A 13,563-nucleotide genomic window follows, 5' to 3' on the forward strand; every position below is an offset into this window, starting at 1 on the left:
CAGTAATCCTGCGGGCGCTCACATGCCGCCTTCACCTGGCCCCTGCCCGATCGCAACCGGGCAGGACCTACGCTGAGCACTCCACTCACTGCGGAGCCCAGTATGGCTATCAAGACGGCGGAAGACCTGTTCATCCACGAACTCTCGGATATCTACAGTGCCGAGAAGCAGCTGACCAAGGCCCTCCCGCGCCTGGCCCGTGCGGCCGAGAACCCGGACCTGGCCGCAGCGTTCGAAACGCACCTGGAAGAAACGCAGGGCCAGATCGAACGCATCGATCAGGTGGTGGAGGTGCTTGGCATTCGCCTGAAGCGCATCAAGTGTGCGGCGATGGAGGGCCTGGTGGAGGAAGGCGAGGAAGTGATCGACAGCATCGACAAGGGGCCGGTGCGGGATGCGGCCCTGATCGGCGGCGCGCAGAAGGTCGAGCATTACGAGATTGCGTCCTACGGCACCATCGCCGCGCTGGCCAAGCAGCTGGGCTACAAGGATGCCCTTCCGCTGCTGCTGGAGACGCTGGAGGAAGAGAAGGCCACCGACGAGAAGCTGACCCTGCTGGCCAAGGGCGGCGGCAATGCCAAGGCTGCACAGGCCGCCTGATCGGCGCGCCGCGGAACCCGGCTGCCACGGACGGCAGCCTCAGGTCCCGTACAGTACCTGATCATTGGGACAGAAGAACGTGCGTCGCCGCGTGGTCCCCAGATAGAGCTTGCTGATCGGGCCACCACACAGGGGACAGACCTTTTTCGTGTGCACCTGCCAATGCTTCTTCAGTTCGAAACGGCGGTTCCACTCCAGGAAATCAAAGCTGTAGGCGCGGGCCTGCTCGATCATGGCGGTAAGCCTGCGTGGCGGCAGGTCGCCCAGCCGGGTGGCCGGATGGACACCTATCCGGAACAGCACCTCGTTCTTGATGATGTTGCCCACGCCGGCGAAGACGGTCTGGTCCAGAAGCGCATCACAGACCATGACATCCGGCATGGCCTTCAGCTTGCGCCGGGCCAGCTTTGGATCCCAGGCCTCGTTCATCACGTCCGCACGCCAATCGTAGATGTCGTCCAGCGGCTGGTCGATCAGGCGCACGGAGCACGCGTAGAAGTTCAGCTCACCGTTGTCGAACACCAGCGATACCCGCGCCGGGCCTGGCTTCCGTTCGTCGATGCGCCAGCTGCCGAACATCATCAGGTGGATGCGCAGCGTGTGGCGGCTGAATTCCAGCAGGAAGTGCTTGCCCCAACTGCGGACCGACTTGACCCTGCGGCCCTGCAGCGGTGACAGGTCGATGCGGCTGTTACCGGACACGGCGCGGACCGCGTGCCCCTTGAAGTGGCTCGCTGCTTCGCGCAGCAGCACGATGGAAGGGCCTTCAGGCATGTGCATTCTCCTGCAGAAGCGCCTGTAGGCGCAGGGCGTTGCCGGTGGCAAGGCCCAGTGCGGTATTGTCCAGTACGAACCAGGCGGGTCGTTGCGCGCCGGATTCGCGCCGCAGTCGTTCCGCCAGCTCCGCCAGGGCCTGTTCGCTGTACGCACTGCGATAGATCTGCGGTTGACCGTGCCAGCGCCAGTAGCTCCACGTACGGTCACCGCCGGGAATCGCTGCCGCCGGCACACGTGCCGGATCCGCAGCGACCCGTGCCACGCCATGCGCACTCAGAAGTGCATCCACTTCCGGCGTGAACCAGCTTGGGTGGCGCGGCTCGCACGCCACATCGGCCTGGGTGCGTGAACGCAGGCCCCGCAGGAATTCCCTGGTCGTGGCCGCGTCGTACACCAGGCTTGGCGGCAACTGCAGCAGTAGCGGCCCCAGCTTTCCACCCAGCTCCAGCACGCCATCCAGGAACTGTTCGAACGGCTGCATCGCATCGCGCAGCCGACGCTCATGGCTGATCTCCCGCGGCAGTTTCACCGCGAACCGGAAGCCCTCCGGAACGCTCACCGCCCATCGCGCGTAGGTGCTGGGCTGGTGCGGTCGATAGAAGGACGAGTTGATCTCCACCATCGGCAGGCGTGTGGCATAGCGCTGCAGTGCGCTGTCGCCCGCGCCGAACGCTTCGTGAACCGCCCGCGGCAGCGACCAGCCCGCACAGCCAACACGCAGTGGGGCGGATGCACGCGGGGCGGCCGCGGCCTTCATCGTACCGACTGCCGGTACGGTTCCAGGGTCTCTCCCGCACCTGCATCCGTCTGCAACGGCGAGACCGACAGCAGACGATCCAGCGCACTGCTTCCCGAGTCGAGCGCCGACGCGCTACGTACGAAGCCGGTCCAGTCGGAGATGGCGATCTTTCCCAGCGCCAGTTCGTCCACCCGCACGCTGCGCATCCGCCAGTGCGGAAACTGTCGGCGCCCCACCCTGCCCCGGTTCAGCTCGACGATCCCACTGTGGCTGCAGGCCGCGAGAATGCGCGTGTACGCCGCATTGATCCCGGCCTCCGGGCCCTCCAGATACTGCAGGAAGCGCGAGCCATCGAACAGCAGCGTGCCGGTGACATCGACGGATTCGTTGAACTGCACCGCTTCGGCCACAAGCTGCTGCAGCCGCGCTGCGGTCAGGTTGCGGGAGGCTTCACTCACGTAGGCAATCGCACGAAGAGGCATGGCACCACCGATGGTTGCGGACCGCTTTACCTTAGCGATGCCGGTCGTACGCGCGGTGAGTCCGGTGTGGAGGCTGCGTCGAGTTGCGGCGCGTCCACGCCGCTTGGGCATGACGCGCTGATCGGGCACAAGCCGCAGACCACCGCAATGTCCGGCGCGCCCGGTACGCAGCCACCTCAGCAGGGGACCGCCTCGTCGGGAGGTGTGAACCGCCCAAGGTGTGCGCTGCACGCAGCCCTGATGCAGCGATAGCATCTACGGACTTCGGGATGGCCCTGGTCTGCGCTCAGGGCATCGGGCTGGACAGTGCCGTGCCGCCGGCTCGACTTCGCAGGCTGCCAGCCGGAGCGCGCGGAGCGTCCGCTGCCACCAGCGCCTGTACCACACGATGTTGCATACGGTGAGCGCCGCCTTCCACGCCCACGACATACACGAAGCGCCCATCGAACTTGGCGTGCGCGTCCTCCAGGACATCGTCGGCCTGCAGCGCCCGCTTGAGCGACTTCATCCACGTCCGTTCAGGCATGCGGTCCAGTTCCACTACGACGGCCGTGCCACCGCAGTCCAGCGGCATGCACTCGACACGCAGCACGCGGGGGGAAGCAGAATCGGTTCCGGATAGCGGCATGAGAAAAGCTCCGATGCGGGGGACGGCGGCAGTATCCATGGCACGTGCCAAGGCGCCGTCAACAAACTCCATCCGGCCCTGCACGCTGCCTATACGGTGCTGGAAGCGCGCTTCACGGGCTTCGCGCCGGGCTGACAAGCCGCACGCACCGTATTGATGCTACACAGCACAGACTGGCGTTCCCGAAGCAACACAGGCTGCACACATGCAATCCGGATTGAGCCAGCGCAGATGCAACCTGCTGCTGGTGGAAGACCAGCTCGACCTGGCAGCACTGATGGAACATGCACTTGAGGACGCTGGCGACCAGGTGACACACGCCTACAGCGTGTTCGACGCGCTGGGACTGCTGGATACCCAGCGGTTCGACGGCGCCGTGCTGGACGTCGAGCTTCGAGACGGCGTGGTATTTCCAGTCGCTGATCGCCTAGCGGAACTTGGCATCCCTTTCTTTTCGTCTCTGCGGTCTATGACCAGCTGGTGCCACAGCGCCACCGCCGCGCCGCCTTCGTGACCAAGCCATTCCACATCGATCAGTTGCAGGACACTGTGCGGCGTGTGATCAGCTGCACAACATGCTAGCACCCGTCCCGCACTTCAAGCGGCGTTCGCGTAGGGCTCAACGACTGCAAGCAGCTTCTCCATCGCTTCGGCTTCGTCCTGGCTCGTTACCGCCCGCTGGATGAAACGGCTCCAGTCAGCAAGGGCGATCCTCTGCAGCTCGCCCGCGCTGACCGACAGGCAGCGCATCGGCCAGAACGGCAACCGCCGCTGCCCGACACGGCCACGCCCGAGTTCGGTCAGTTCGGTGTGGCTGCGGGCGCCGCTTACGCGGGAGAAGGCAACATCCAGCCCGTCCGCGGGCCTTCCATGTATTGCAGGAAGCGCTGCCCGTCAAACAACAGGACCCCGGTCACGCCCGCTGATCGATTGAAGCGGGCCGCATCTTCCATCAGTGCAGCCAGGCGTTCCGGCGTGAACCCGGGGCAGCCCGGCTGGCGTAGACAATCGCGCTGTTCGGCATCGGCCGCTCCTGCTCTCCGAGCCGATCAATCTAAGGTCGGCAGCGTTCACGCGCCGTAAACGCGTACAGGGAGCGCGTCACATATCGGCCGATGTGCCCGGGTTTCATGGGATTCGGCCTGAATCGGAGACGCCTGACGGCGCGCCCCCTGCTGCGGTGCGGCGAAATGGCCGGTGTTTACGCAATGGCCGGCCCGGTCAGCACGGCAGGGGCACCCGCCGCCCCCATTTCAGCCAAATAGGCTGAAAATCCCCCTGCGGCGCGCCCTTCCAGACGCGCACTGGTGAAGACGACGGGAGCACCGGCCCAGCGTACATCCGCGCCGCAGGCCTGCAGCGCCCTCACCATCTGAACGTCTTCCCCGCAGCGCAAGGCAGGAAAACCGCCGACCGCACGATAGAAATGGGCAGAGACACCCAGGTTGGCACCATGGATGCGCCCGTGACCTTCCCCCCACTGCTGCCGCCCCTGGAATACCCTGCGCAGGCGATGTTCGGACGGGCAGCGCGCCGCAATGTCCACCAGTCCGCAGAAGGCGTCACACGGCTGCTCCAGTTGTCCAACCAACCAGTCGCCAGGGACCTCGCTATCAGCGTCGGTGCTGGCCAACCACCTGGCGCCGCGACCCAGCAGCTCGACGGCGGCCGCTGCGCGGGCAATCCCCACGCAGCGTGCATCCAGCCGCACAATGCCGACGCGCTGTTGGTGGCAGATGGACGCCGTCGCATCCGAGCAAGCGTCCAGTGCAACCACCACTTCGACCGCTTCGCCGCCCAGGCCCGGGTGCAGGGCCGCCCTTCGGATCGATTGCAGGCAGCGCGCCATGCTGGCTGCCTCGTTGTGCGCGGGGACCAGAACGCCTATCACCGCAGGCCCTCGTTGCGGGCCAGTGACAGCGTGCCGCGCGTCCAGCCCTGCAGCACGAAGTCCGCATCGCGATAGTGGAAGGCTTCGTGCAGGCCGTCGGCAAGGCAGCGATGCACGACTTCGGTCCGGCTCACCCGCCGGGGAACGAGGGCAACCAATGGCAGGCGACCAGCAATCCGTCGTCACGAAGTGCTTGATCGATTCCGGCCCGCAGCTCGCGAAGGGCGCTCGTCCCCAGGTAGTAGCCCATCTCACCGCAGACGATCAGGTCGAAGCGCCCCGGCGGCCATTGCTCGGGGTGGCTGGCGCAGTGGACCTGCACGTGCGGCAGGTAGGCCAGGTTGCGGCGGGCCCGGAACGCTGCGCGCGGGCTGATATCGGTGGCCAGCAGGCGCTCACAGCGGGCCGCCAGGGCCTCGGTCAGCACGCCGTTGGAGCATCCCAGCTCCCAGCCACGATTGAACTGGCGCTGGCTCAGGCTGGCCAGCAGCAACGCACGCTTGCGTTCTTCATACCACCGACTGCGGTAGCCAAAAGGGTCTTCCTGCTCATGCAGTTCATCGAAGTACGGTTGCGCGCTCATGCCAGAAATACCTCGTAATCGCGGAAAAATCGGGCCAGTACATGGGAAGGCAGCACCGGCGGGCTGTTCAGGCCCGGCACGTTGCCCGTCTGCGTCCGGAACCGGGCGATCGCACTCCGTTTTACCGACGCTGCTGCGGAAATGTCGACAAGTCGCGGCAGCTCCCACGCCATGTGCGCGCAGGCCGGATCCAGCCAGTGCCAGCCCCATACCGGGTACTCCAGGCGACGGCAACCCACTGCGCGCGGCGCGGCAGGCTGCACGCCCTGCCGCTTCGTGATCGGGGTGCCCATCGAAGCGCCAGGGCGCCAGTACCAGATCGCCCGGCTGCAGGTGCTGCTGCAGCCAGTCCTGCAGGCCCTGTTCGTGCTTGCTGACCGCGCCATCGCCGATGCCGAGATGAAACGTCGCGTCGGCCGCAATCCCAAGTTCCGCCAATGCCGCAGCAAGCTCTGCCCGACGCGCCGACCGCAGGCGCTCCGGTGTCCACCACGGTTCACCCGGATAACACGCTTCACCATCGGTCACGGCAATGACGCCAACCTCCATGCCCTGTGCCGCGGCATGATGGAGCAGCCCACCACAGCCAAGAATCTCGTCGTCGGGATGCGGCGCAACGACCACAAGGCGGTCGTGGCCGGCGCACAGTGAACGGGCGGGCGTGGACGGTTGCTGCCAGAGCCAATCGCAGCGCAGCCAGGCCTGTTCCTGAGTTCCCTGTCCTTGCAGGGGTGTGCTGGCTACAGCGCCCATGCGGTCTCCTCGGCTGCCCGCTGCTCACCCAGCCACTGCCAATCGCGATCGGCATGGCACTGCCTGAGGAACACCGTCAGGTCCGCCCAGCGGCGGGCGTGACCGTCTTCCAGGCACATCGGCGCCGGACCGAGCGCCCGGCCTGCAAGGTCCAGGACGCGCGTCGCCGCCCGTTCGACCACGCAGCGCAGCCGCACTACGTCTTCCCGATGCGCCGATTGAGGCGCGTCGTCGATGCGTGCGGCCACTTCGCGAAGCAGCGCCGCAGCCGGCCCCAGCACAAGGTCCGCTGCACCCAGCAGCCGTGCGCGGTTGCCGTCGCTGCAGGCCGGCCGCATGCGTTCAGCCAGTGCCACCGCTGCGCCAAACCAGACCGCCGCGATACCGGCTCCGCCATGCCAGAAGCCCGGCCGTTGCAGGTAGGCGTCGCGCGGTCCCAGAATCGTCATCGGTGCGCCGTCGAAGCGCACCGTCGTGGACGGAATGCCGGCCATGCCAGCCGCCGGCCAGGGCTCACCCGAAAGCGTGCACCAATGCTCCGCCGGCACATGGCACAGCCACACGCCGTGTGTGTTCCGCACGGTTACCAGTGCCGCATCCACCCACGCGCTGCCTGAACACCAGGGCTTGTCACCATACAGTCCACCGCCGGCGTCGATGCGCAGGGTGTTGGCTGGGCCTTCTGCGGCCCACACCGCCAGCAGCTGCCCTTCAGCAACCCTAGGCGCGTTCAGCTCGGCAATGATCGCCTGGGCGTCGTAATGCGCTTCCAGTACCTTGGCCAAGCAGAGGTCCTCTGCCCCCACGCCGCCAGCGCCCGCCAACGCTGCAGCGTGTGGCCACTTCCGGGCAAAGGCAGCGCGGGCTGCTGGGCGAGAACCTGGCGCGCGCGGTTGAACAGCGAAGAAGGCGACGTCACATCCTGCATGGCCGGTCTGCAATGAAGATAGGTCATGAACGTAGGCGCCCTGCGGTCACATCACTGTCTTGGCGATGTGGCGGCCACATGAATACCTGGCGCAGTGTTCCTCACGCGGTCACCGCTGGCGCTGTTCGCTTGCACGCACGCACTGGCGCAGTTCCCATAGCCACGGCAACACCACCAGGCCAAGCGCCGGCAGCAATACAAACCCCCACAGCGCCGGTGCTGCCGGTGCCACATTGACTGCCCAACGAGGCTCGGCCTGCCACGCCACTCCGCCCAGCAGCACCCAGGGAGCGGCGTCGAGCACACTGTGCACGTGCTGCTCGGCCGGGCTGATGCGTCGCCGCCCGTCCGCGCTGACGGTGTCGAGGTAGCCGGCGATTGCATGCGCGATGACCAGGACTGCCAGCAGCGTGACGAGCAACCACGTGCTTTCCAGCACGAGCCACGCCAGCACGCCGCTGCCGATGAGCAGCAGCTGCAGCCCATGCAGCAGGCTCTCGCGCATCGCGGACGTGTGCGGCAGATCGGTACGCCGGTGAAAGTGGAAGTCCAGCGCACCGGCGGTCAACCAGACTGCGTAGACACAGGCCATGACAATCCCGCTCATGACGGCTCGCTCAGGGTGTCAATACGATCTTGCGGCAGTCGTCGTCCTTGGCATCGAACATCGCATAGCCTTGCGCTGCATCGGCCAGGCGCATCCGGTGCGAGATGATGTCCCCCGGATCCAGCTTTCCTTCGATGATTGCGTCGAGCAGTTCCGGCATCAGTCCCTGCACGTGGGTCTGTCCCATCTTGAATGTCAGCCCCTTGTCGAACGCATCGCCCAGCAGGAACCCGTGGATGAAACCGGCATAGACACCGGGAATGCTGACCACGCCGCCGCGGCGGGCGGCAGCGATGCACTGACGGATGGCCACGCCGCTGCTGCCTTCCAGTTTCACGGCGGTCAGCGCTGACTCCAGGGCACTGCCCTCGGCCTCGAAACCGACGGCCTCGATGCAGGCATCCACGCCGCGTCCACTGGTCTGGGTCAGGATGTAATCGGCCGGGTCCTCGATCTCCTTGAAGTCGATCGGCGTCACACCATAGGCACGGCGCGCGTAGTCCAGGCGGTAGCGAAGATGGTCGACCATGAAGATGGTCTCCGCACCCAGCAGCCGGCAGCAGGCCGCGCTCATCAGTCCCACCGGACCGGCACCGAAGATGGCTACTGTCGAGCCCGGCTTGACCCCAGCGTTCAGCGCGGCCTGATAGCCGGTGGGCAGAATGTCCGACAGGAACAGAACCTGTTCGTCGGCCACGCCTTCCGGAATGCGCAGTGGGCCCACATTCGCCTTGGGCACGCGCACGAATTCGGCCTGTCCGCCTGCCACGCCGCCATACAGATGGCTGTACCCGAACAACGCCGCCGGAGGCAGAAGGCCCTTCTGGTTCAGCGCAGCGCCCTTGCCCGTGTTGGTGGTCTCGCAGGCGGCATACTCGGCCAGCCGGCAGTGGAAGCACTCGCCACAGGCGATCACGAAGGGGATCACCACGCGATCGCCCGGCCTCACCTGCGTTACGCCGCTGCCGACCTCTTCCACCACGCCCATGAATTCGTGGCCCAGCACATCGCCGTCGTGCAGATCGGGAATCTTGCCCCGATACAGGTGCAGGTCCGAACCACAGATGGCGGTGGCGGTAACCCTCAGGATCAGATCGTCCTCAGCCGCCAGCACCGGGTCCGGCACGGTCTCGACGCGCACATCCTTGCGGCCGTGATAGGTCAATGCCTGCATCGTGCTTCTCCAGAAGATCGGAACGACAGCATGTCAGGGACGTCCTCCCGCCCGGTGACATCCAGGTGTGCGCAGCGTTCATTCCGCGGCGTCGTGGCGTTAACCCCGCCCGGGCCACGCTGCGAACACCCGCCACAGGAGCCCAGCATGAACGACAAGCTGCCTTTCAATCCAACAACAGACGTGGACGATCAATCGAAAGCGCACACGCCGGACAAGCGACGCAATGATCGAGCGAAGTGGAAAGAGCACGACATGCCGGACGACGGCGATGGCCCCAAGGCCGTGCCCGAGGACTACGAGCGTCCCGATCCCGATCCGACGGGCAAGCGTTGAGGCCGCCTCACATCCTGGATGCGCCGGATTCACGCGTCATGGTGCGCTGCCGGCGCAAGCTGCATGCACGATTTCTGGTCGGCCTGAACGAGGTGTTGCATGTGGAAACGCAACGGTCTCTCGCTGGTACTGCTTGCACTCACTGTCGTCTTCATTGCCGGGCAGGCAGTTGCGGGACATCACGTGCACAATCAGGGGTTGACCCAGCACGGACGCGCGCCGGTCGACCTGTGGCACTACCTGGCGACCGGGCATTTTGTCAGCGCTACATTCGAAAACTGGGAGAGCGAGTTCCTGCAGATGGGGATGTACGTTCTTCTGACCGTCAGTCTGCGCCAGCGTGGCTCAGCCGAATCCCGGCCGCTGGACCCCGCGCAGGAGCAGAACCGCGTGGAGCCGGGACCTGCGCCGTGGCCGGTTCGTCGCGGCGGCGCATGGAAGGTGCTTTACGGTCACTCGCTTGCGATCGCCTTCGGGCTGTTGTTCCTGCTCAGTTTTACATTGCACGCCTTGGGTAGCTGGCGCGCCGATCAGGTCGAGCAGCAGTTGCAGGGGTTGCCGGTGCCGGGTTTCCTGGAGCATCTGGGCAGCAGCACGTTCTGGTTCGAATCGATGCAGAACTGGCAGAGCGAATTCCTTGCCGTGCTGTCCCTGGTCGTGCTCACGATCTTCCTGCGGCAGAAGGACTCACCGCAATCCAAGCCGGTCGAAGCTCCGCACGCGCAGACAGGGGATTGAACCATGGGAAATGCTCCGTCAACCGCCTTGCTGATCATCGACATGTTCAGTCGCTTCGACTTCCCGGGCGCGCAGGCGCTGGCACCAGCAGCGGAGCGGGCGGCCGCACAGATCCGACGCTTGAGAGACCACTTTGATGGCCACGGATGGCCGGTCATCTACGCCAATGACAACTTCTCCGACTGGAAGCGTGACTTCCGCCAGCAGGTAGCACAGTGCCAGCGGGATGGAGGACCGGCCGGGCGGATTGCCGACCTCCTCTCTCCCCTGCCCGGCCACTACTTCGTGCTCAAGCCCAAGCATTCGGCGTTCCTGGCCAGCCCGTTGCCGATTCTGCTGGCGAAGCTTGGCGTGCGCAGCCTTTGGCTCGGTGGGATGACGGCCGATTCATGTGTCCTGGCTACCGCGCTGGACGCCAACGCCAGGGAATTCGACGTAGTGGTGGCACGGGAGGCTGTGGCGGGGACGCCGGCCCGGAAACAGTGTGCGATGGCGCTGCTCGCCGATTCGGGCGCGGCCCGGGTCGCGCGGCTCGCCTCGCTGGTCCCGGCATGACCGGCCGGAGCGGGCTCAGGCCCGGTCTGCGATTCCCTTTACACCGGCGTGACCGGCGCAATGTGCGCAGCAGAAGATATGACCGTTTCCTTCAACGCCATGCCCGATGATCGCGCAGTCGCAATGTGCGCAGCGCGGTGCGAACGCATGGATGGCGCACTCGAACGAATCGAAGGTGCCGCTGCGTCCACCCTGCTGGAGGGTGAAGCTCTTGTCGTAGTCATTGCCGCAGACATCACAGGTAGCCATGGGGCACCTCATGCGGAGAAAGGAGCATGCAGTGTCGCGGGCGCGGGGTCGGCGGTCGTGAATGCATCGTGTCGCCAGCGTGCAGAACACCGATGTGTTCATTACGCAGGCTGCAGCCCGCGTTGCCAACGCCCAGTCCACGCGTCTCAGCGTGCCTTGCCGGGCTCGGCACTGCCACCAGGCGATGTGCCGCGACCACAGGGAAACGCCGCGCGCAGCCCTTCGACAACCAGGGGAGACGCATCCTGTTGCAATCGCTCGCGGGGCAGCTGCCGGAGATGGGAAGACACCTGATCGACCAGTTCATGCGGAAGGATCCGGCCCTGCCCACACCACTGACCGCGGCTGGCATCGGCGACACCCAGGATATAGCTGCTGGCCCGGGCGCTGGACAGCCCCGGCAGTGTTCGCCATCGCAGAACCCGTCAGCGCCTTTGCCCTGCAGCAGCGTGATGAGCTCGGCCCCACTGACAAGCCAAGTGCGTTCCGGTTGCGTTGTGCCTGCCACGGCGGGTCCCACCAGGGCGCCGAGGCACAGTGTCAGGAGCCAACGCATGCGGCGGTGCGCGAGGCGGGCGTGATGTCCTTTCATATCGGGGTCCTGGCTGTCGTTTTTCTGGATTCCACGCGGCGCCGGTCAGAGTTGATCAAGCTGGTTGCGTGGTTGAAACGCCGGGTCGTCCTCAGCTTCCAGCATGGCTTCCACCAAGGCGTCGAAGGGCGCGGCAGCGGTATCCAGGTCCGTGGAAGAAAGGAATCCGGATTCCCCCTGGCCGGCCAGGGCAATCGCGGCAACGGTCTCGCGCTCACCTTCCTCTGCCCAGAGATAGTCGTGGACCAGTGCCACCCCATGGTCGCCCGCCTTCAGGAAATCGGCCGCGCCCCGTGCCACAGCCAGAAACGCGATGAGATCGTAGAGGCTTTCCGAATACGTCAGCGATCCCGCAACAAAGTGCGTACCAGTGCGGTCATAGGCGGCAACCTGGATATTCTCGGCCTGCGCGGATGCAAGGAAGGCCTTCAATGCGGCGCGATTGTCGGGTAGCGGGCCAGCAGGGCCTGGCAGGCTATGAGCAGTTCATCCAACGCCTCGTCGCTTGAAGACGCCAGGCATTCACCGTTGCCCAAGCGCCACGGCCCGGCGATGCATCGCCAGTCGGACCATCGGGATGGCGAAGGCAGGGGCGCCGCCAGCCATCTGGAGAGATCTTCGTGGCGCAACTGCAGGCGCAACAGCGCTGAATAAGGCTCTGACAAGGCGATGACCCATCCGGTCTGCGTGTCCAGATGGCTTTTAGCAGACAACGCGCGCCCCGCCAACACCCCAGTGCCAGCCTCATGGACTGCGACTGCGACTGCTACTGCCGCAGACGCTGCGCCGGACTATCGCGCAGCCGTTGACCCTCTCACCACGCATCTTCCCGTCATCACCAGTCTGCGTACCGGCAGCTCCGGCATGCGCAGGCGCTCCAGCAACAACGACATCGCAGCCCGCCCCATCTCTTCAACCGGCTGCTCGACCACGGTAATACCCGGTTCGACCAGCTCGGTCCATCGCTCGTTGTCGAAGCCTGCCAGCGCCAGCTCTCCTGGAATCGCAAGCCCAGCGCTGCGGGCCGCTTTCAATGCGCCCATGAGCAGCAGGCTGTTGCTGGCGACCAGCGCATCGGGACGCGAAGGACTGGTCAACCACTGCTCGACCGTTGCGATGGCGGCCTCGGCCGTGGGCTCTACCTCGCGGTAGTCCGGTTCCAGCCCGTGCCTGCGCATTGCAGCGATATAGCCGTCGCGGCGTTCGGCCGCCGTGGTACTGGTGCTGCCGAACAGGCCACCGATGCGGCAATAGCCGCGCTCGGCCAGGTGTTCGACCAGGCCCGCCATCGCCGCTGCGTTGTCGAGGACCACGCTGTCGATCGAGCCACCGGGTGCGGCACGATCGACCAGTACCGTCGGGTAATCCAGCGTGAGCCGGTCCAGCCGCCCCACCGTGGTCCGGGTGGGCGCAAAAATCAGCCCACTGATGCGTTCCTCATGCATCAACTGCAGATACAGCGCCTCGCGCTCGGGGTCCTCATCGGTGTTGCAGAGCGTGACGCGAAGGCCTTCCCGGTACGCGACTTCCTCCACGGCGCGGATCAGCGCGGTAAAGAACGGGTTGCGGATATCGGCCACGATCAGGCCGATGATGCCGGTATGCCGGGCGCGCAGGCGTCTTGCCTGCAGGTTGGGGTGATATCCGGTCTGGCGAATCGCCGCCTCCACCCGGCCGCGCACGGCCTCGCTGACCGGGCCGCCGCCGAGCACCCGCGACACCGTGGACTTGGATACCCCCGCCACGCGTGCGACGTCATTGATGCTGATGCTCACTGGTATCGTTCCCGGAATCGAGCGCTTTTCTGGGCCGGACGGCCGTCCAGGACCATGTTAACGCCAAAGGACTATTGGATTTTTGTGCACTGCACATTGAAATGGCGAGTGGGAACGTTCCCAATACATCTCAGCCACCCCTTCCGCGGAGCCCCC

Annotated in this window: 17 protein-coding genes and 5 pseudogenes; 5 read left to right on the top strand and 17 right to left on the bottom strand. The window is 65.6% G+C overall.

Annotated elements, in window-relative coordinates; translation table 11 throughout:
- Nucleotides 1–102 precede the first annotated feature (102 nt).
- The gene (locus DL544_RS10880) at nucleotides 103–600 is read left to right on the top strand and encodes a YciE/YciF ferroxidase family protein (protein ID WP_139727113.1); all 498 of its coding nucleotides are present in this window, start codon (nucleotides 103–105) and stop codon (nucleotides 598–600) included.
- A gap of 39 nt (nucleotides 601–639) precedes the next feature.
- Here DL544_RS10880 and DL544_RS10885 read toward each other — a convergent pair whose 3' ends face one another.
- The 4 genes from DL544_RS10885 to DL544_RS21855 all read right to left on the bottom strand — a co-directional run bounded on the left by DL544_RS10885 (nucleotide 640) and on the right by DL544_RS21855 (nucleotide 3,265).
- Complete coding sequence (locus tag DL544_RS10885) at nucleotides 640–1,374, bottom strand: DNA-formamidopyrimidine glycosylase family protein (RefSeq protein ID WP_139727114.1); 735 nt, start codon at nucleotides 1,372–1,374, stop codon at nucleotides 640–642.
- Complete coding sequence (locus DL544_RS10890; RefSeq protein WP_139727115.1) at nucleotides 1,367–2,134, bottom strand: DUF72 domain-containing protein; 768 nt, start codon at nucleotides 2,132–2,134, stop codon at nucleotides 1,367–1,369. Before DL544_RS10890 ends, DL544_RS10885 begins: the two co-directional genes overlap by 8 nt.
- Nucleotides 2,131–2,598: a BLUF domain-containing protein gene (locus DL544_RS10895; protein ID WP_139728110.1), complete on the bottom strand. Its 468-nt coding sequence runs from the start codon at nucleotides 2,596–2,598 to the stop codon at nucleotides 2,131–2,133. The genes DL544_RS10890 and DL544_RS10895 overlap by 4 nt, the downstream gene beginning before the upstream one ends.
- Before the next feature lie 286 nt (nucleotides 2,599–2,884).
- Nucleotides 2,885–3,265 carry a hypothetical protein gene (locus DL544_RS21855; RefSeq protein ID WP_229765966.1) on the bottom strand — a complete coding sequence of 127 codons (381 nt, stop codon included), beginning with the start codon at nucleotides 3,263–3,265 and terminating at the stop codon, nucleotides 2,885–2,887.
- Between the two features lie 166 nt (nucleotides 3,266–3,431).
- Between DL544_RS21855 and DL544_RS10905 the strand changes: the two are divergent.
- A pseudogene (locus DL544_RS10905) lies at nucleotides 3,432–3,808 on the top strand (response regulator).
- 15 nt (nucleotides 3,809–3,823) lie between these two features.
- Here DL544_RS10905 and DL544_RS10910 read toward each other — a convergent pair.
- The 8 genes and pseudogenes from DL544_RS10910 to DL544_RS10940 form a co-directional block, all read right to left on the bottom strand.
- Nucleotides 3,824–4,250: pseudogene (locus DL544_RS10910) on the bottom strand (BLUF domain-containing protein).
- 177 nt (nucleotides 4,251–4,427) lie between these two features.
- A complete protein-coding gene (locus tag DL544_RS10915; RefSeq protein ID WP_005416574.1) occupies nucleotides 4,428–5,117 on the bottom strand; it encodes a glycosyltransferase family 2 protein in 690 nt (229 codons plus the stop codon).
- A pseudogene (locus DL544_RS10920) lies at nucleotides 5,114–5,700 on the bottom strand (class I SAM-dependent DNA methyltransferase). Before DL544_RS10920 ends, DL544_RS10915 begins: the two are co-directional and overlap by 4 nt.
- On the bottom strand, nucleotides 5,697–5,993 hold the full coding sequence (locus DL544_RS21860) for a hypothetical protein (protein ID WP_255313144.1): 297 nt from the start codon (nucleotides 5,991–5,993) through the stop codon (nucleotides 5,697–5,699). Before DL544_RS21860 ends, DL544_RS10920 begins: the two are co-directional and overlap by 4 nt.
- A gap of 13 nt (nucleotides 5,994–6,006) precedes the next feature.
- A pseudogene (locus DL544_RS21865) lies at nucleotides 6,007–6,453 on the bottom strand (PIG-L deacetylase family protein); the annotation flags it as partial.
- Nucleotides 6,441–7,381 (bottom strand): annotated as a pseudogene (locus DL544_RS10930) (acyl-CoA dehydrogenase family protein). The pseudogenes DL544_RS21865 and DL544_RS10930, both read right to left, overlap by 13 nt.
- Before the next feature lie 109 nt (nucleotides 7,382–7,490).
- On the bottom strand, nucleotides 7,491–7,988 hold the full coding sequence (locus DL544_RS10935; protein WP_065186752.1) for a hypothetical protein: 498 nt from the start codon (nucleotides 7,986–7,988) through the stop codon (nucleotides 7,491–7,493).
- Between the two features lie 10 nt (nucleotides 7,989–7,998).
- Nucleotides 7,999–9,162: a zinc-dependent alcohol dehydrogenase gene (locus DL544_RS10940; RefSeq protein WP_111128454.1), complete on the bottom strand. Its 1,164-nt coding sequence runs from the start codon at nucleotides 9,160–9,162 to the stop codon at nucleotides 7,999–8,001.
- Nucleotides 9,163–9,309: 147 nt separating this feature from the next.
- Here DL544_RS10940 and DL544_RS10945 point away from each other — a divergent pair, with 147 nt between their 5' ends.
- The 3 genes from DL544_RS10945 to DL544_RS10955 all read left to right on the top strand — a co-directional run bounded on the left by DL544_RS10945 (nucleotide 9,310) and on the right by DL544_RS10955 (nucleotide 10,791).
- Nucleotides 9,310–9,498, top strand: coding sequence for a hypothetical protein (locus DL544_RS10945; protein WP_005409707.1), 189 nt, complete (start codon nucleotides 9,310–9,312; stop codon nucleotides 9,496–9,498).
- A 99-nt stretch (nucleotides 9,499–9,597) separates the two neighbouring features.
- Nucleotides 9,598–10,236, top strand: a complete 639-nt coding sequence (locus tag DL544_RS10950) for a DUF6766 family protein (RefSeq protein WP_139727116.1) — start codon at nucleotides 9,598–9,600, stop codon at nucleotides 10,234–10,236.
- 3 nt (nucleotides 10,237–10,239) lie between these two features.
- A complete protein-coding gene (locus DL544_RS10955) occupies nucleotides 10,240–10,791 on the top strand; it encodes a cysteine hydrolase family protein (RefSeq protein ID WP_139727117.1) in 552 nt (183 codons plus the stop codon).
- A gap of 15 nt (nucleotides 10,792–10,806) precedes the next feature.
- Here the strand turns inward: DL544_RS10955 and DL544_RS10960 are convergent, their stop codons facing one another.
- The 5 genes from DL544_RS10960 to DL544_RS10975 all read right to left on the bottom strand — a co-directional run bounded on the left by DL544_RS10960 (nucleotide 10,807) and on the right by DL544_RS10975 (nucleotide 13,407).
- A complete protein-coding gene (locus tag DL544_RS10960; protein WP_061478271.1) occupies nucleotides 10,807–11,040 on the bottom strand; it encodes a hypothetical protein in 234 nt (77 codons plus the stop codon).
- Between the two features lie 146 nt (nucleotides 11,041–11,186).
- Nucleotides 11,187–11,459 (bottom strand): Rap1a/Tai family immunity protein, encoded by a 273-nt coding sequence (locus DL544_RS21870; RefSeq protein WP_479692447.1) that lies wholly within the window; start codon nucleotides 11,457–11,459, stop codon nucleotides 11,187–11,189.
- A 218-nt stretch (nucleotides 11,460–11,677) separates the two neighbouring features.
- On the bottom strand, nucleotides 11,678–12,064 hold the full coding sequence (locus DL544_RS21875) for a hypothetical protein (protein ID WP_255312928.1): 387 nt from the start codon (nucleotides 12,062–12,064) through the stop codon (nucleotides 11,678–11,680).
- Nucleotides 12,061–12,363: a hypothetical protein gene (locus tag DL544_RS21880; protein ID WP_255312929.1), complete on the bottom strand. Its 303-nt coding sequence runs from the start codon at nucleotides 12,361–12,363 to the stop codon at nucleotides 12,061–12,063. Before DL544_RS21880 ends, DL544_RS21875 begins: the two co-directional genes overlap by 4 nt.
- Nucleotides 12,364–12,423: 60 nt before the next feature.
- Complete coding sequence (locus tag DL544_RS10975) at nucleotides 12,424–13,407, bottom strand: LacI family DNA-binding transcriptional regulator (RefSeq protein WP_005416586.1); 984 nt, start codon at nucleotides 13,405–13,407, stop codon at nucleotides 12,424–12,426.
- Nucleotides 13,408–13,563: the final 156 nt, after the last annotated feature.

Origin of the sequence: Stenotrophomonas sp. pho (assembly GCF_006228405.1) — a bacterium.
Lineage (GTDB): Bacteria > Pseudomonadota > Gammaproteobacteria > Xanthomonadales > Xanthomonadaceae > Stenotrophomonas > Stenotrophomonas sepilia.